The 16759-nt window shown below is 70.0% G+C and carries 14 protein-coding genes; 11 read left to right on the top strand and 3 right to left on the bottom strand.

From position 1 onward, the window contains the following. From ABFX50_RS17015 to ABFX50_RS16975, 9 genes are all read left to right on the top strand, one after another. Window positions 1-1287, top strand: coding sequence for an ABC transporter substrate-binding protein (locus ABFX50_RS17015; protein ID WP_346147461.1), 1287 nt, complete (start codon window positions 1-3; stop codon window positions 1285-1287). Next, window positions 1274-2137, top strand: coding sequence for a carbohydrate ABC transporter permease (locus ABFX50_RS17010; RefSeq protein WP_346147459.1), 864 nt, complete (start codon window positions 1274-1276; stop codon window positions 2135-2137). The genes ABFX50_RS17015 and ABFX50_RS17010 overlap by 14 nt, the downstream gene beginning before the upstream one ends. Further along, window positions 2134-2946: a carbohydrate ABC transporter permease gene (locus ABFX50_RS17005; RefSeq protein WP_346147458.1), complete on the top strand. Its 813-nt coding sequence runs from the start codon at window positions 2134-2136 to the stop codon at window positions 2944-2946. The genes ABFX50_RS17010 and ABFX50_RS17005 overlap by 4 nt, the downstream gene beginning before the upstream one ends. After that, window positions 2943-5810 carry a glycoside hydrolase family 3 protein gene (locus ABFX50_RS17000; protein ID WP_346147456.1) on the top strand — a complete coding sequence of 956 codons (2868 nt, stop codon included), beginning with the start codon at window positions 2943-2945 and terminating at the stop codon, window positions 5808-5810. Before ABFX50_RS17005 ends, ABFX50_RS17000 begins: the two co-directional genes overlap by 4 nt. Then, entirely contained in the window at window positions 5807-6910 is a 1104-nt protein-coding gene (locus ABFX50_RS16995; RefSeq protein ID WP_346147454.1) for an MFS transporter, read from the top strand. The genes ABFX50_RS17000 and ABFX50_RS16995 overlap by 4 nt, the downstream gene beginning before the upstream one ends. Before the next feature lie 38 nt (window positions 6911-6948). Next, window positions 6949-7701 carry an SDR family NAD(P)-dependent oxidoreductase gene (locus ABFX50_RS16990; protein ID WP_346147452.1) on the top strand — a complete coding sequence of 251 codons (753 nt, stop codon included), beginning with the start codon at window positions 6949-6951 and terminating at the stop codon, window positions 7699-7701. A gap of 98 nt (window positions 7702-7799) precedes the next feature. Further along, window positions 7800-8051, top strand: coding sequence for a hypothetical protein (locus ABFX50_RS16985; RefSeq protein WP_346147450.1), 252 nt, complete (start codon window positions 7800-7802; stop codon window positions 8049-8051). A 99-nt stretch (window positions 8052-8150) separates the two neighbouring features. Then, the gene (gene sthA, locus ABFX50_RS16980) at window positions 8151-9554 is read left to right on the top strand and encodes a Si-specific NAD(P)(+) transhydrogenase (protein ID WP_346147449.1); all 1404 of its coding nucleotides are present in this window, start codon (window positions 8151-8153) and stop codon (window positions 9552-9554) included. A gap of 158 nt (window positions 9555-9712) precedes the next feature. Continuing rightward, complete coding sequence (locus ABFX50_RS16975; protein WP_346147447.1) at window positions 9713-10093, top strand: DnaJ family domain-containing protein; 381 nt, start codon at window positions 9713-9715, stop codon at window positions 10091-10093. Here the strand turns inward: ABFX50_RS16975 and ABFX50_RS16970 are convergent. Genes ABFX50_RS16970 through ABFX50_RS16960 form a run of 3 tightly spaced genes read right to left on the bottom strand, consistent with a single transcriptional unit; the run spans window position 10083 to window position 13604 of the window. Next, window positions 10083-10973, bottom strand: coding sequence for a carbohydrate ABC transporter permease (locus ABFX50_RS16970; RefSeq protein WP_346147445.1), 891 nt, complete (start codon window positions 10971-10973; stop codon window positions 10083-10085). The two genes, ABFX50_RS16975 and ABFX50_RS16970, sit on opposite strands and share 11 nt — an antisense overlap. Beyond that, complete coding sequence (locus tag ABFX50_RS16965) at window positions 10970-11959, bottom strand: ABC transporter permease (RefSeq protein ID WP_428834695.1); 990 nt, start codon at window positions 11957-11959, stop codon at window positions 10970-10972. Before ABFX50_RS16965 ends, ABFX50_RS16970 begins: the two co-directional genes overlap by 4 nt. Then, a complete protein-coding gene (locus ABFX50_RS16960; protein WP_346147443.1) occupies window positions 11952-13604 on the bottom strand; it encodes an extracellular solute-binding protein in 1653 nt (550 codons plus the stop codon). The genes ABFX50_RS16965 and ABFX50_RS16960 overlap by 8 nt, the downstream gene beginning before the upstream one ends. A 156-nt stretch (window positions 13605-13760) precedes the next feature. Here ABFX50_RS16960 and ABFX50_RS16955 point away from each other — a divergent pair, with 156 nt between their 5' ends. Beyond that, on the top strand, window positions 13761-14957 hold the full coding sequence (locus ABFX50_RS16955; RefSeq protein WP_346147441.1) for an ROK family protein: 1197 nt from the start codon (window positions 13761-13763) through the stop codon (window positions 14955-14957). A 63-nt stretch (window positions 14958-15020) separates the two neighbouring features. After that, a complete protein-coding gene (locus tag ABFX50_RS16950; RefSeq protein ID WP_346147439.1) occupies window positions 15021-16754 on the top strand; it encodes an ABC transporter ATP-binding protein in 1734 nt (577 codons plus the stop codon). Window positions 16755-16759: the final 5 nt, after the last annotated feature.

Here is a 16759-nt window from a genome sequence, read left to right as displayed (position 1 = left end):
ATGCGCAGACTAGCGCTGGCCGTCGCGGCCGCCCTGGTGCTGACCGCCTGCGGCGCCACGGCCGAAGCCCCCGCGCCACAGGAGGCCAGGACCCTCACCTTGTGGCACTACGAGGGCCCCGACAGCGCCATGGCCAAGGCGTGGGCCGAGGCGATCAAGAAGTTCGAGGCCACGCACCCGGGCGTGAAGGTGAAGTTCGAGGAGAAGGGGTTCGAGGCGATGCAGAAGACCGCCTCGCAGGTGCTCAACTCCGACGCCGCCCCCGACCTGACCGAGTACAACAAGGGCAACGCCACGGCGGGCGCGCTGGCCAAGGCCGGACTGCTCACCGACCTCAGCACCGAGGCGGCCGAGCGGGGCTGGGACAAGCTGCTGACCGGCAGCCTGCAGACCACCGCCAGGTACGACGAGCGCGGCATCATGGGGTCGGGCAACTGGTACGGCGTGCCCAACTACGGCGAGTTCGTCATGGTCTACTACAACAAGCAGCTCTTCGAGAAGGCCGGGCTCGAGGTGCCCACGACCTTCGAGGAGTTCACGAAGGTGATGGACGCCTTCGTGGCCAAGGACCAGACGCCGCTGGCCATGGCCGGCGCGGAGTACCCCGCCCAGCAGGTCTTCTACCAGCTCGCGCTCAGCAAGGCGCAGCGCCCGTGGGTCAACGCCTACCAGCTCTACCAGGGCAGGACCGACTTCAAGGGCCCCGAGCTCACCTTCGCCGCCCAGACCATGGCCGACTGGGTCAAGAAGGGCTACATCAGCAAGGACGCCGCCGGGCTCAAGGCCCAGGACATGGGCGACGCGTTCATGGCCGGCAAGTTCCCGATGATGGTGTCGGGCAGCTGGTGGTACGGCACCGTGCAGTCCACGGTGAAGGACTTCGAGTGGGGCACCTTCCTGTGGCCCGGCAGCCGCATGGCGCCGGGCTCCAGCGGCAACCTGTGGGTCGTGCCCGAGCGCGCGAAGAACAAGGAGCTCGCCTACGACTTCATCGACATCACGATGAGCAAGGAGATCCAGAACCTCCTCGGCAACTCGGGCGGCATCCCCGTGGCCGCCGACACCGCGGCCATCACCGACCCCAAGAGCAAGGAGCTGATCGAGAACTTCGGCAGGCTCGCGGGCCAGGACGGCCTCGCCTTCTACCCCGACTGGCCCGCTCCCGGCTACTACGACGTGCTCGTCGCGGGCGTGCAGGAGCTCATCAACGCCACCAAGACGCCCCAGCAGGTGCTCGACGAGCTGGCGGGGCCGTACAACGACAATCTCGCCGATGTCGGCGACTAGGGCGGGCAGGGGCTACTGGCTCTACCTGGCGCCCAGCGCGGTGCTGGTCCTCGCCGTCATCGTCGTGCCGTTCGGCATGAACGTGGCGGCGAGCTTCACCCGCTGGTCGGGGGTGGGGGCGCCGCGCTGGATCGGCCTGGACAACTACGCGCGGCTGCTGAGGGACGAGCGGTTCTGGCAGTCCTTCCAGCACAACGTGGCGCTGATCGTCGCCATGGCGGTCGTGCCGACGCTGCTCGGCCTGGTGCTGGCGGCCGCGCTGTTCACCCTGCGCGGCAGGCGCCTGCCCAGCGTGCTGCGCGCCGCCTACTACCTGCCCCAGGTGCTGCCGGTGGCGGTCGCGGGCGTGGTCTGGGGCTGGCTGCTCAACCCGTCGTACGGCGCGCTCAACGAGCTGCTCGGCCCGCTCGGCCTGGACCGCAACTGGCTCGGCGACCCCGGCTACGCCCTGCCCACCGTCATGGCCGTCATGGTGTGGTTCCAGCTCGGCTACCCCGTCGTGATCTTCATGGCCGGGCTCCAGCGCGTCGACCCCGCCCTCTACGAGGCCGCACAGCTCGACGGGGCCTCCTGGTGGCGCAGGTTCTGGCACGTCACGATTCCGCAGATCAGGCCCGAGATCTTCGTCGTGCTGCTGACCTGCACGATCGCCGCGCTGAAGGTCTTCGGCCCGATCTACGTGCTGACCAGGGGAGGGCCTGGCAACGCCACGATGGTGCCCTCCTACTTCTCCTATCTCAACTTCTTCGAGCGGCTCAACGTCGGCTACGGCTCGGCGATCGCCACCGTGCTCGCGCTGGTCATCCTGCTGGTGACCGTCGCCTTCCTACGCCTGCAGGAGCGCGAATGAGAAGGGGCGCCCTGACGGCCTCGCTCGCCGTGCTCGCGCTGGCCATGGTCGCGCCGTTCGTGATCGTCGCGCTGAACGCCGTCAAGTCCAAGCGCGACTACACCGCCAACGGCCCCTTCTCCCTGCCCGAGGGGCTCTCCCTCGAGGCGGTCGCCGACTTCTGGATCAGGGTCGACTTCGGGGAGAAGCTGTTCAACAGCGCGCTCATCAGCGGCAGCGTCGCCGTGCTCGCGGTGCTGCTGTCGGTGCTGAACGCCTACGCCATCGGCATCGGCAGGGTGCGCGGCAGGATGTGGGTGCTCGTGGTCTTCCTCGCGGCCAACACCCTGCCGCAGGAGGCGCTGGTCTACCCGCTCTACTACCTGGCCAAGGCGACGGGCCTCTACGACACCAGGCTGGCCGTGATCATCATCTTCACGGTGATCCAGTCGGCCTTCGGCACCTACCTGCTCAGCGCCGTCCTCGGCCAGTTCCCCAGGGAGATCCTCGACGCGGCCCACATCGACGGCGCGGGTCGTTTCAGGGCGCTGTGGTCGGTGGTGGTCCCGATCAGCCGCCCGACGCTGAGCGTCCTGATGATCTTCTTCTTCATCTGGACGTGGAACGAGTTCTTCCTGCCTTTGATCTTCCTGGTCTCCAACGACAACCAGACCGTGCCCGTCGTCCTCGGCCTGCTCCAGGGCGAGAAGATGATGGACGCCACGATGTCCAGCGCCGCCGCGCTGCTCGGGATCGTCCCCGCGGTCGCCTTCTTCCTCATCTTCCAGCGCACACTCACCCGCGGCGTCACCGTAGGAGCCCTCAAGTGAAGCGAGCCTTCCTAGCCCTTGCCCTCGTCGTGTCGTTATCGGCCTTCACGACCGACGCGCCCGTCTACCAGGATCCGTCCAGGCCGCTGGCCGAGCGGGTGGAGGACCTGCTCGGCAGGCTCACGCCCGACGAGAAGATCTCGCTGCTGCACCAGTCGCAGGAGGCGATACCGCGCCTTGGCCTGCCGTACCACAAGAACGGCACCGAGGCCCTGCACGGCGTGGGCTGGTCGAACGACCACGGCGACGGGTGGAAGCAGAAGTTCGCCAGCGGCACGATCTTCCCGCAGGCCGTGGGACTGGCCTCCACCTGGAACCCCGAGCTGATCAAGCGGGTCGGCGCGGCCACCGGCGACGAGGTGCGCGGCTACGCGGCCGAGAATCCCGAGCTGTGGGGCACGCAGGTGTGGGCGCCGGTGGTCAACCTGCTGCGCGACCCGCGCTGGGGGCGCAACGAGGAGGGCTACTCCGAGGACCCGCTGCTGACCGGCGCCATCTCCACCGCCTACGGCAAGGGGCTGTCGGGCGACGACCCCGTGTACCTGAAGACGGCCCCCGTGCTGAAGCACTACCTGGCCAACAACAACGAGTACCAGCGCTCCCTGACCTCCTCCAACCTGCCGCCCAGGGTCAGGCACGAGTACGACGAGGCCGCCTTCAAGCCCGCCATCAGCGCGGACGCCGCCACGGGGGTGATGGGCTCCTACAACCTCGTCAACGGCCGCCCGAACACCGTCAACCCCGACCAGGACGAGGTCGTGCGCACCTGGACCGACAAGGTCCTCTACAACGTCAGCGACGCGTGGGCGCCCCAGGCCCTCTACCAGGTCGAGAACTACTACCCCGACGAGCCGACCTCCTACGCCGCCACGCTCAAGGCCGGCCAGGACAGCTTCACCGTCGACGGCATGGACACCGCCCCGATGACCGCCTCCATCAAGGCGGCGCTGGAGCGCGGCCTGATCACGCAGGCCGACATCGACACCGCCGTACGGCACGTCCTGTCGATCAGGATCAGGCTCGGCCACGCCGACCCCGGTGGCGGCCCCTACGCGAAGATCACCAAAGAGGTCGTGGACTCGCCCGCGCACAGGGCGCTCAACAGGCGCACCGCCGCCGAGGCCATGGTGCTGCTGCGTAACGACGGCAGGCTGCCGCTCGACCAGGACAGGACCAGATCCGTGGCGGTCGTCGGACCGCTGCAGGACAAGCTGCACCGCGACTGGTACGGCGGCGCGCTGCCGTACCAGGTGACCCCGAAGCGGGCTCTGGCCGAGCGCGCCCAGGTGACCGGGCTCGACGCGCTCGACAGGGTCGCGCTCAGGCACACCGCCACCGGCAAGTACGTCACCGCCTCCGCCGACCTCGCGCAGGCCGTCACGGTCGGGGCCGACAGGACGGCCGCCGCCCAGTGGGACCTCACCGACTGGACGGGCGGCGTCTCCACCCTGCGCAACGCCGCCAGCGGCAAACTGCTGACCGGCAACTGGGGCACCTTCCTCGCCAACTCCGACGAGCCCGACGGCTGGTTCGTCCAGCAGCAGTTCCGCTTCGAGAAGCAGGGCGACGGCTCCTACCTGATCCAGTACGTCGGCTACGAGGTCAACGAGAGCTGGTGGTCGATCCCCGAGCACTACCTCACCGTCCGCGAGGACGGCACGCTGGCGATGGGGGCGAAGGCCGACGCGGCCCGCTTCGCCATGGAGGTCGTCTCCGACGGCGTGAAGCAGGCCGTCGAGGCGGCCAAGGGCGCGGACGCGGCGGTCGTGGTGGTGGGCAGCCACCCGTTCGTCGCGGGACGCGAGATCCACGACAGGGCCGACCTCACCCTCGGCGCCTCCCAGCTGCGCCTGATCGAGGCCGTGCAGCGGGCCAACCCGAACACGGTCGTGGTGCTGGAGACCGGCTACCCGGTGACGGTCACCGCCAAGGCGCTGCTGTGGACCACGCACGCCGGCCCGGAGACGGGGCACGCGGTGGCCGACGCGATCTTCGGCGAGATCAACCCAGCGGGACGGCTCACCCAGACGTGGTACCGCTCCAGCGACCTGCCCGACATCCTCGACTACGACATCACCAAGACCGGGATGACCTACCTGTACCACCGGGGCGACCCCCTCTACGCCTTCGGCCACGGCCTGTCCTACACCACGTTCGGCTACCAGGGACTGAAGGTCACCAAGGACGGGCAGGTCAGCGTCAGGGTCACCAACACAGGGTCGAGGGCGGGCGACGAGGTCGTCCAGCTCTACACCCACCAGCAACGCTCCCGCGTGGTCCAGCCGGTCAAGCAGCTGCGCGGCTTCCAGCGCATCTCGCTGCGGCCCGGCGAGAGCCGCGAGGTGCGGTTCACGCTCAAGAAGGAGGACCTGGCGCTCTGGGACGTCACCAGAGGCAGATGGACGGTCGAGAGCGCCACCCACGACGTGCTGGTCGGCGGCTCGTCCTCGGCGATCAGGCAGCGCGCCACCCTCCAGGTCGAGGGGGAGCGGATCCCTCCGCGGGAGCTGTCGAAGCCGACCAGGGCCATCGACTTCGACGACTACAAGGGCGTGCGGCTGGTCGATCTCAGCAAGGAGCGCGGCGAGGCCGTGGGCGGCAAGGCGGGGGACTGGCTGGCCTTCAAGGACTCCAGGCTGGGCTCGGCCTTCACCGCGCAGCTCGCCTCCGTGACCGGCGGCTCCGTCGAGGTGCGGCTCGGCTCGCCGACGGGCAGGCTGCTCGGCACGCTCCAAGCGCCTGCGACGGGTGATGTCTACACATACGCTACGGCCATGACACCGATCACTCCCGTCCGTGGCGTCCACGACGTCTACCTCGTCTTCACCGGCGACGTCAGGGTCGGCACCTTCACGCTCGCATGACGCTTGCCAGGCTCGTCGCGGTCTGCGCGGTCTGGGGTGTCTTCTGGGGGTCGTGGTCGGCGCTGCTGCCGGCCGTGCAGACCCAGGTCGGCGCCACCAACGCCGACCTGGGTCTGGCGCTGGCCGGTGTGCCCGTGGGCGCCATCCCCGCGATGGCGCTCACCGGCCGGCTGGTCAGGGGCAGGGAGCGGATCGCGCTGGCCGTCAGCACCGCGCTGTTCGCGCTGGCGGCGGCGGGCATCGGGCTGGTCACGACCCCGCTGGCGCTGGGCATGGCCCTGGTCGGGCTCGGCGCGGCCAGCGGCGCCCTCGACATCGCGCTCAACACCGCGACGGGCAGGGCCGAGCGCGAGTCCGGCGGCAGGCTCTTCCAGACCGTGCACGCCGCCTTCCCCGTCGCCGTGATCGTGGCCGCTCCCGCCACGGGGCTGGCCCGCTCTCTCGGGTACGGCCCCGCGCAGGTGCTGGCCGTGATCGCCGTCCTGGTGCTGGCCTGCGCGGCGCTGGCGATGGGGCTGCCGCTCGGCAGGGGCGTGCAGCCGGTGGCCGACAGCAGACCGAAGGGGGCCTGGCGGCACGCCCTGCTGCTCGGTGTGCTCGCCGCGTTCGCGCTGATCATCGAGAACTCGGTCGAGCAGTGGTCGGTCCTGCTGCTGGAGGACTTCCGCTCGGCCTCCGCGCTGCTGGCCAGCGCGGCGCCCGCCGCCTACATGGGCGCGCTCACCGCGGGCCGCCTGACGGCACAGGCCTTTCCCAGGCTCGGGCTGCGCCCCCTCTACGTGCTGGCGGGGCTCGGCGGCGGTGGCGGCATCGTCCTGGCGGGGCTGGCTCCCATGGTCTGGCTGTCACTGGTCGGGTTCGCGATCACCGGGCTCGCGCTCGGACCGCTGGTGCCCGCGATGCTCAGCAGGGCCGCGGTCGGCGACGAGGAAGGGAGGCTGGTCTCGGCCGTCTCGACCATCTCCTACACCGGGTTCGTCGTCAGCCCGCTGCTGGTGGCGGGGTTGAGCGCGGCGTTCTCGCTGCCTGTGGCGCTGGCGCTGCTCGGGGCGCTCGGCGTGCCTCTACTCCTCGGATATTTGACCGTTCGTTCTAGATAGGGCATATTCATGACCACTCGTTCTCGATAGGAGTGGTCATGCGTTTCAACGGCAAGGTCGTACTCGTCACCGGCGGCGGATCGGGCATCGGGAGGGCCGCCGCCCAGGCGTTCGCGGCCGAGGGGGCCACGGTCGTGGTGGCAGGGCGCGGCGCCGAGCCGCTGACAGGGACGGTGAAGCTGATCGAGCACGCCGGCGGGTCGGCGAGCCACGTGATCGCCGACGTGAGCACCTCTGGGGGCGCCGCGGCGATGGTCGAACAGACGGTCGCCAGGCACGGCCGCCTCGACATCGCCTTCAACAACGCGGGCGTCTTCGCCGGCGGGACGGTCACCGACCTGGACGAAGCGACCTGGGCCCGCGTCATGGACGTGAACGTGACGGGCGTGTGGCTGTCGATGAAGCACGAGATCGAGCACATGCGCCGCTCCGGCGGCGGCGTCATCGTGAACACCGCCTCCAACCTGGGCGCGCACAAGCGCTACAGCGGCATGGCCGCCTACATCGCCTCCAAGGCCGCGGTGAGCGCGCTGACCAAGGCCGCGGCGCTGGAGTACATCGCCGAGGGCGTGCGCATCAACGCCGTCAGCCCCGGCCCCGCGGCGACCGCGATGTCCATGCGCCCAGGGGAGAGCGTGGAGGAGCGCGACGAGCGGATGAGGTCGGCGGTGCCGGTGGGCAGGGTCGGCAGGCTGGAGGAGATCGCCGCGGCCGTGCTCTACCTGGCCTCTCCCGAGGCGGGCTTCACCGTCGGCACCGATCTGGTGGTGGACGGCGGCGCCACGCTCTAGCCCCGCCGGTAGATCATCGGCCAAGACTTCGCCGGAGGCACGCATGCGCCGCGCCACCTGGGTATCTCCGCTGGAGGATCCCTGATCGGAGGAGCGACATGGCCGTCTGCGAAGTGTGTGGAAACGACTACGACATGAGTTTCGAGGTGCACGCCCAGGGCGCGGTGCACACCTTCGACTCCTTCCAGTGCGCCATCCAGGCGATGGCGCCCATCTGCGAGCACTGCGGCCAGAAGATCATCGGTCATGGCGTCGAGGCGAACAGGCGCTGGTTCTGCTGCGCCCACTGCGCCAGGCAGGAGGGGGCGACGGCGATCGTCGACAGGGTCATGGCGGGAAGCTCGGCCTAGCCCGCCTGATCGGTGCCGTTCTCCCGGGCGTCCGCGCGTGTTGCAATGGAACTGCCGGCGGACCGCCGGGAGAGTCCATCGGCTGGGAGGCCTGCACCGATGTACGACTTCGATCTCCTTGTGCTCGGGTCGGGTCCCGGCGGGCAGAAGGCGGCCATCGCCGCCGCCAAGCTCGGCAGGCGCACGGCCGTCGTCGAGAAGACGCACATGCTGGGCGGGGTGTGCATCAACACCGGCACGATCCCGTCCAAGACGCTGCGCGAGGCCGTGCTCTACCTCACCGGCCTCAACCAGCGGGAGCTGTACGGCGCCAGCTACCGGGTGAAAGAGGAGATCACCGTCGCCGACCTCGGGATGCGCACCCAGCACGTGATGGGGCGCGAGATCCAGGTCATCCGCAGCCAGCTGGCCCGCAACCACGTCACCCTGCTGCAGGGGACGGGCCGCTTCCTCGACGCGCACACCATCGGCGTCACGGGCGAGGAGGAGCGGAAGGTCACGGCCGAGAAGATCGTGATCGCCACCGGCACGTCGCCCGCCCGTCCCTCCACCGTGGAGTTCGACGACCGCACGGTCATCGACTCCGACGCGATCCTGCACCTCGACCGGGTCCCCGAGACGATGGTCGTCGTCGGGGCGGGGGTCATCGGCATCGAGTACGCCTCGATGTTCGCCGCGCTAGGCACCAAGGTGACGGTCGTGGAGCGTCGCGAGCGGATGCTGGAGTTCTGCGACCTGGAGATCGTCGAGGCGCTCAAGTACCACCTGAGGGACCTGGCCGTCACCTTCCGCTTCGGCGAGAGCGTCGCCGCCGTCGAGCGCAGGCCGCGCGGGGCGCTGACCCTCCTGGAGAGCGGGAAGAAGATCCCCGCCGACTGCGTCATGTACTCCGCGGGACGCCAGGGCAAGACGGCCGAGCTCTGCCTGGAGGCCGCGGGCCTGTCCGCCGACGATCGCGGCCGGATCAGGGTCGACGCCGACTACGCCACCCCCGTCCCGCACATCTACGCCGTCGGCGACGTGATCGGCTTTCCCGCGCTGGCGGCCACCTCGATGGAGCAGGGCAGGCTCGCCGCGCAGCACGCCTGCGGCGAGCCCGTCCCCGACATGAGCGAACTGCAGCCGATCGGGATCTACACCATCCCCGAGATCAGCTTCGTCGGGAAGTCGGAGGACGAGCTGACCCGCGAGAGGATCCCGTTCGAGGTGGGCATCTCCCGCTACAGGGAGCTGGCCAGGGGCCAGATCATCGGCGACTCGTACGGCATGCTCAAGCTGCTGGTCTCCTCCGAGGACAGGCGGCTGCTCGGGGTCCACGTGTTCGGCACGGGCGCCACCGAGCTCGTGCACATCGGGCAGACCGTGATGGGCTGCGGGGCGACGGTCGACTACCTGGTCAACGCGGTGTTCAACTACCCGACGCTGGCCGAGTCCTACAAGGTCGCCGCCCTCGACGCCATGAACAAGATGCGCGCCATCGCCAGGCTCACCGCCGAGATGTGACCACCCGACCTCATTCGGGGTCGCCGTCCCCGACGAGCAGGCGGGGAACCCCGCCACGCCCCTCCCTCGGGGGGCCCGCGCTGGCCGCCTCCGGCTGAGGGGGCGGGGCCGGCGCGTGTCAGGATGGAGTGGTCCCTTGAGACGCGGGAGGAACGCCCATGACCGATCGCTTCGAGACGTTGATCGACAGGCAGATCCGCGAAGCGCAGGAGCGCGGCGAGTTCGACAACCTGCCGGGCGCGGGCAAACCGCTGCCCGACAGGAACGAGATCGCCGACGAGCTGTGGTGGGTCAAGAGGAAGCTGGCGGAGGAGAACCTGTCCATGCCGCTGCCGCCCTCCCTGGCCCTGCGCAAGGAGGCCCACGCCGCCCTGGCGCAGGCGCGGGAGGCCACCACGGAGGCCGAGGTCAGACGCATTCTCGAAGAGATCAACGAGAGGATCGTCGAGGGCAACCGCAAGGCGATGTCAGGGCCGCCGCTCAACCTGATGCCCTACGACATCGAGGAGTTCCTGGACGAGTGGCGCCTCAGCCCTTGATCGCCCCGATGATCACTCCCTTGGTGAAGTGCTTCTGCACGAACGGGTAGACCACCAGGACCGGCAGCAGCGCCACCACCACGATCGACATCTTGATGGCCAGGTCGGGCGGCAGCGCCCGGCCGGCGATCGTGGTGTCGCCGCCCTGGCCGACGAACATCGACTGGCCCTGCAGCACGTACTGCCTGAGCACCATCTGCAGGGGCCACTTGGCGTTGTCGTTGAGGTAGAGGACGGCGTCGAAGAAGTTGTTCCAGTACCCCACGGCGTACAGCATCGCGATCACCGCCGTGACGCCCTTCGACATGGGCAGCACGATCCTGCGCAGGACGGTGAACTCGCTCGCCCCGTCGATGCGGGCGCTGTCCATGACCTCCTGCGGGATGCTCATGAAGAACGCGCGCATCACCACCAGGTTGAAGGCGGCCACCGCGCCGGGCAGGATCAGCGCCCAGTAGGAGTCGATCAGCCCGATCGAGCTGACCAGCAGGTACTTGGGGATGATGCCGGGGCTGAACAGGAAGGTCAGCAGCACCAGGAACAGCAGCGGCCTGTGCATCACCGAGCCGGGCCGCGACAGGCCGTAGGCGGCCAGCGCGGTGACCGTGACGCTGATCAGCGTGCCGACGACGGTGATCCCGACGCTGACCATCGCCGCCCTGCTGACCACGCCGCCGGAGAACAGCTCCTGGTAGGCGCCCAGGGACAGCTCGCCTGGCACGGTCACCAGGCCGCCGGCCCTGGCCACCGCGTCCTGGGTGGACAGGCTGGTCAGCACCACCATGTAGAGGGGGAACAGCACGCAGACCGCGATGGCGGTGAGGATCGCGCCCTTCGCCAGCCGTCCGAGCCTCGAGGCCTTCTCTTCCCAGACATTCATGATCGCTTGTAGATTCCCTGCTCGCCGAAGCGGTGGGCCAGCTTGTTGGCCACCAGGATGAGGATCAGGCCGACCAGCCCCTTGACCAGGCCGGCCGCGGCGCCGTAGCTCCACTCGCCGGTCAGCATCGTGCGCCAGTAGACGAAGGTGTCGAGCACCTCGGCGGCGTCGCGGCCGACCGCGTCCCGCTGGAGGAAGAACTGCTCGAAGCCGACGTTCAGCGCGTCGCCCAGCCTGAGGATCAGCAGCAGGATGATCACCGGACGCAGCCCCGGCAGCGTGATGTGCCACAGGCGCCGCCAGCGGGAGGCTCCGTCCACGGCCGAGGCCTCGTAGAGGTTCTGGTCGATGGCGGCCAGGGCGGCCAGGAAGATGATCATCCCCCAGCCGGCGTCCTTCCACACCGACTCGGCGGTGACCAGCATGACGAAGGTGTCGGGGTTGGTCATGATGTCGACGCCCTGGTAGCCGTTGGCGCGCAGCGTCTGCGCCAGCAGTCCCGCCCCTCCGAACATCTGCTGGAACAGCGTGACGACCAGCACCCATGAGAAGAAGTGCGGCAGGTAGACGATGTTCTGGATGAGCATCCGCAGCCGCCTGCTGGCCACGCTGTCCAGCAGGATCGCCAGCGCGATCGGCACGGGGAAGTAGAAGATCAGCTGGAAGGCGGTGATGAACAGGGTGTTGAGCGTCGCCTGCCAGAAGCTCTCGTCCACGAGCAGCCACTGGAAGTTGGCCAGGCCCACCCAGGGACTGTCGCCGATGCCCACGTAGGGCGAGTACTCCTGGAAGGCGATCACGTTGCCGAGCAGCGGCACGTAATGGAACAGCAGCAGCAGCCCGATGGCGGGGAAGACCATCAGCAGCAGCTGCCAGTCGCGCCGCAGCCTGACCCGCAGCGCCGACGCCTTCCCCCGGCGGCGACCGGTGCCTGCGGGCGAGGTCAGGTCGCCCGCAGGCCCGGAGCGTTCGGCCTGCTCAAGCACGGCCGTTGTCCCGCAGGACCTTCATGTAGAACTCGCGCGCCTCGTCGCCTCCGTCGCGCTTCCATTCGGTCACGATCTGCTTGGCGTCGCCGACGGGGCGGCGTCCGCGCATGATGTCGGTGAACTTGTCCTCGGTCGGCACCTGCAGGCCCGAGTACTTGGAGGGCCGCTGCACCCTGATGCCGTCGAAGGGGGTCTTCTCGATGAAGGGGAAGGTGGCGTTCTGCCACTCCACGTTGGCCTTGGCCGCCTCGGGGAAGGGCCAGTCCACGTACAGCGGGCGTCCGCCGAGGAAGCCGTAGGTGTAGGCGACCTCCTTGGTGCCGAGCTCGGTCAGCTTGGGGGTGCCGGCGGCGTCGAGCTCGAAGTGCTTGCCCCTGACCCCGAAGTTCGACAGCTCGTACTCCTTGGTCCCGTACGGCGCCGCGCACCAGTTCAGGATCGACAGCAACTCCTCGACCTGCGCCTTGGGCAGACCCTTCCTGATGAAGGTGAAGATGCCGGCGGCGTTGTTGTGGTACATGATCGGCGTCCCGCCGTCGTGCGCGAACACGGGGAAGGCGCCCAGCTCGAACGACGGGTTCTTGGGTGTGTGCTGCTGCAGCAGCTCCTTCCAGCCGCCGAGGCCGTCGCGGTAGACCACGATCTTGCCGGCGGCGAAGAGCTCCTTCTCGTTGGCGCCCTTGCTGCTGGTCACGTCGGGATGGATGAGCTCCTCGGCGAAGAGCTTGCGCATCCACTCCAGCATGAGCTGCCACTCGGGCGTCTCGTACTTGTGCACGAGCTTGCCGCCCTCGAGCCGCCACTCCTGGGGTACCTTGAAGATCGGCCAGGCCATCTCGTGGATGTCGCCGAACGCCCAGCGTCTGGCCTTGGGGTCGGTGATCTCCTTGCCGAGCTGGTAGAGCTCCTCGGCGCTCTTCGGGCTCTGGTTCCATCCGTTCTTCTCGAACTCGTCCTTGCGGTAGAGCAGCGCGAAGGGGAAGGGCTCGGTGGGGTAGGGGACGCCCATGAGCTTGCCGTTCCACACCGACCACTGCCAGGCCGCCGTCGGCAGGTTGGCCAGCAGCGCGTACGGCTTGGCCTTGTCGCCCTGCAGGTAGGGGGTGAGGTCCTCGAAGGCCTTGTCGACGGCGGTGTTGAAGTCCGCCATCTTCTCGATTTCCCAGCTGGGGATGACCATGAGCTCGGGCACGTCGCCCGCCGCGAGCCTGGCGATGGCCTTGTCGGCGTAGGTGGTGCCGTCGGAGATCTGGAACTCGACCGTCGCGCCGATGTCGGCGTTGACCGCCTGGAAGTAGGAGTTGCCGGCCAGCCCAGGAGGAGGGGGACCCCACAGCGGGGTCATCGCCTTGTAGGAGCCGCCCTTGCCCGCCTTCTGCGTGAGCGCCGCCGCGGGACTGGCGGGGTAGCGGGTGAAGCCGCCGCTGATGTCGGGGACGCCCGGCAGGGTGGAGACGGTGCCAGGAAGGTCGGGCTTCACCCCCGCGAACGGGACGTAGGTCGGGGTGAGGGTCTTGAGCTTGTCGGCCGCTGCCGCGGTGGCGCCTCCGGAGCCTGGCTTGCGGGTGCTGGGCGTGGCGCAGCCGGCCAGGGCCAGGGCGCTCATGCCCACCAGCCCGAGGAATCCGCGGCGAGTGGTCACGGCGTGCTCCCTCCATGTAAGGTTAGTTCGTCTGCTAGCCAAACAAATTAGTCCAGTGGCACCGCTCCCACAAGGGAAAGGCGTCACGGATTGGTGAACGGGCGCGCTGTTGCGGCATGATGGGGCCTGCCAGGCCGATCGGGAACGGGGCTGATCTTGATCACTTCCTCAACAGGCCCTCGGCCTGCGGACTTCGGCGACGTCCGGGCGACCAATCTGGCCGTCGTGCTGAGGTTCGTGCGGGACAACGCGCCCTGCTCCAGGGCGGACATCGCCGCCTCGACGGGGCTCAACAAGGCGACGGTCTCCAGCCTGGTGGCCGACCTCATCGACCGCAGGCTCGTGCGCGAGACCGGCCTGACGGAGAACCGCGTCGGCCGGCCCGCCACCATGCTGGTCCTCGACGGCTCGCCGTACGCGTCGATCGGTCTCGAGGTCAACGTCGACTACCTCACCGCGGTCGCCGTCGACCTGTCGGGAGAGCGGCTGCTGTCGTGGCGGCGCGCCTTCCCCGGCGCCACCGCCACACCCGCCCAGGCGGTCGCCGCGGTCGCCGCCCTCACCAGGCGCGTGGTCAACCGCATGACCAAGGACCAGCGGCAGGTGCTCGGGGTGGCGGTCGCCGTACCCGGGCTGATCGGCACCGACGGCACGGTCAGGGTGGCGCCCAACCTCGGCTGGCACGAGGTCGACCTCGCCGGCGACCTGGCCAAGGCGCTGCGCGATCCCGGCTTCCCCATCCAGGTCGAGAACGACGCCAACCTGGCGGTCCTGGCCGAGCACCGCTTCGGGCCGCTCGGCGGCACGCCCAACCTGGTCTACCTGACCGGCGAGGTGGGCGTCGGCGCGGGCGTCATCCTCGACGGACGGCTGCGCCGCGGCGGCCAGGGCTTCAGCGGCGAGATCGGGCACATCCAGATCGACCCGCAGGGGCCGCGGTGCCGCTGCGGTCGTACGGGCTGCCTGGAGGCGGTGGCGGGCATCGGCGTGCTCGTCTCCACCACCGACCCCGCCGAGGTGGAGTCGGAGATCGACGAGGTCGTCCGCAGGGCGAAGGCGGGCGACGCGGCGACCCTCGACCAGCTCGCGACGGTGGGCCGCGACCTCGGCAGGGGCATCGCGATCGCGGCCAACCTGCTCGACCCCGACGCGGTGATCCTCGGCGGCTACTACGTGCCGCTCGCACCCTGGCTGCTGCCCGCGGCGGCCGATCAGGCCCGGGCGCTGAGCATCGCGGCCGGCTTCGGCGGCTGCGAGATCGTCGCCTCCACCCTCGGGTACGGCGCCGCCGCCCTGGGCGGGGCGGCGCGCGTGCTCGACTCCGTCGACTCGGGCCGCCTGCCCTCCCCGTGACTCGGTCATTAGGTTAGGCTTACCTTATGTTTGCCTGATCTTGGCGACCGGAGGGACGACGAAGTGCCCATCAACGGCCGTGACGTGCTGCGGCGCGCCGTCACCGGACAGTGGAAGCAGTCCGCGGCGGGCGCCCTGCTCGCCGCCGGCCACCAGACCGGGGAAGCCCTCGTCCCCGTCATGGTGGGCGTGGTCATCGACGAGGCCATCTCGCCGGGCGACGGCGGCGCGCTCCTGCTCTGGATCGCCGCGCTCGCCGTCGTCTTCGCAGGCCTGTCCTCCAGCTACCGCTTCAGCTTCCGCGCCGCCGAACGGGCCTCCGAGCAGGCCGCGCACCGGCTGCGGATCGAGCTGACCGAACGCGTCCTCGAGCCCAGGGGCGGAGCCGAGGCAGGGCGGCTGCCAGGAGAGCTGGTCGCCGTCGCCACCTCCGACGCCAAACGGGTCGGCGCCGTCAACGTCGCCATGGCAGCGGCCGTCGCGGCGCTGGCCGGCCTGCTGGCGGGCGGGATCGCGCTGCTGCGGGTCTCGCTCCCGCTGGGGCTGCTCGTCCTGCTGGGCATTCCGCCGCTGCTGATGCTCGCGCACCTGCTGGGCAAGCCGCTCGAACGGCGCAGCGGGGCCGAGCAGGAGCTCGCCGCCCGCGCCTCGGGCGTCGCGGCCGACCTGATCGCGGGGCTGCGGGTGCTCAAGGGCATCGGCGCGGAGAACGCGGCCGTCGCCAGGTACCGCCGCACCAGCAGGGACGCCCTGGCCGCCACTCTGCGGGCGGCCCGCGCCCAGGCCTGGCACGACGGCGGCATGCTCGTGCTGACCGGCCTGTTCATCGCCGTCGTCGCGCTGGTCGGAGGCCGGCTGGCCGCCCAGGGCGACATCACCGTCGGCCAGCTGGTGGCCGCGGTCGGCCTCGCGCAGTTCCTGCTCAGCCCTCTGTCGATCCTGGCGTGGGCCAACGGCGAGTTCGCGCAGGGAAGGGCGTCGGCCGCGCGGATCGCCTCCGTGCTGTCCTCGCCGCCCGCCGTGACGGGCGGCCATGCCGCCCCCTCGCGTCCGGTCAGGGGCGCGATCGCGCTGCGCGAGGTCTCGTACGGCGCGCTGCGGGCGGTCAGCTTCGAGGTGGCTCCTGGTGAGCTGCTGGGCGTCGTGACGAGGGACGCGGCGGTGGCGCACGCGCTGCTGCGGGTGCTCGGCAGGACGGCCGATCCGGACGCGGGGGTGGTGGAGCTGGACGGCGCGCCGCTGACCGGCCTCGACCCCGCCGAACTGCGCCGCGCGATCGTGGTCGCCGAGCACGACGCCGACCTGTTCGAGGGCACCCTCCTCGACAACATCACCGCCGCCATCCCGGCAACCGGCACCCCCGCAACCGGCACCCCCTCGGCGTCCGCGCCGCCGGAGACGCCGGCTCCCGAGACGGCGATGGTGGCCGCGGGGGCCGATGAGGTGGCAGGCGCGCTGCCGTACGGCCTGCTGACCCCGCTGACCGAACGGGGCCTGTCGCTGTCGGGGGGCCAGCGCCAGCGGGTGGCCCTGGCCCGGGCCCTGGCCGCCGACCCGCCCGTGCTGGTCCTGCACGACCCCACCACCGCCGTCGACGCCGCCACCGAGGCCAGGATCGCCGACGGCGTCAGGGCCGCCCGCCAGGGCCGGACGACGATCATGGTCGTCACCAGTCCCGCGCTGCTGGCCGCCGCCGACCGCGTGGTGTTCGTGGACGGCGGCGGCCCGCCCGCCTGCGGAACCCACGCCGAGCTCGTCGAAGGACACGAGACCTACAGGGCCACGGTCCTGACGTGAGTGCC

Source organism: Nonomuraea recticatena (assembly GCF_039533245.1).
GTDB lineage: Bacteria > Actinomycetota > Actinomycetes > Streptosporangiales > Streptosporangiaceae > Nonomuraea > Nonomuraea roseola.
This window is presented reverse-complemented; position numbering and strand designations above follow the sequence as displayed.

Excerpts from the sequence above, each read along its gene's own strand:
- ABFX50_RS17010 (WP_346147459.1), top strand. The coding sequence starts at position 1,274 with ATGTCGGCGACTAGGGCGGGCAGGGGCTACTGGCTCTACCTGGCGCCC.
- ABFX50_RS17005 (WP_346147458.1), top strand. The coding sequence starts at position 2,134 with ATGAGAAGGGGCGCCCTGACGGCCTCGCTCGCCGTGCTCGCGCTGGCC.
- ABFX50_RS16975 (WP_346147447.1), top strand. The coding sequence starts at position 9,713 with ATGACCGATCGCTTCGAGACGTTGATCGACAGGCAGATCCGCGAAGCG.
- sthA (WP_346147449.1), top strand. The coding sequence starts at position 8,151 with ATGTACGACTTCGATCTCCTTGTGCTCGGGTCGGGTCCCGGCGGGCAG.
- ABFX50_RS17015 (WP_346147461.1), top strand. The coding sequence starts at position 1 with ATGCGCAGACTAGCGCTGGCCGTCGCGGCCGCCCTGGTGCTGACCGCC.
- ABFX50_RS16990 (WP_346147452.1), top strand. The coding sequence starts at position 6,949 with ATGCGTTTCAACGGCAAGGTCGTACTCGTCACCGGCGGCGGATCGGGC.
- ABFX50_RS16985 (WP_346147450.1), top strand. The coding sequence starts at position 7,800 with ATGGCCGTCTGCGAAGTGTGTGGAAACGACTACGACATGAGTTTCGAG.
- ABFX50_RS16970 (WP_346147445.1), bottom strand. The coding sequence starts at position 10,973 with ATGAATGTCTGGGAAGAGAAGGCCTCGAGGCTCGGACGGCTGGCGAAG.
- ABFX50_RS16995 (WP_346147454.1), top strand. The coding sequence starts at position 5,807 with ATGACGCTTGCCAGGCTCGTCGCGGTCTGCGCGGTCTGGGGTGTCTTC.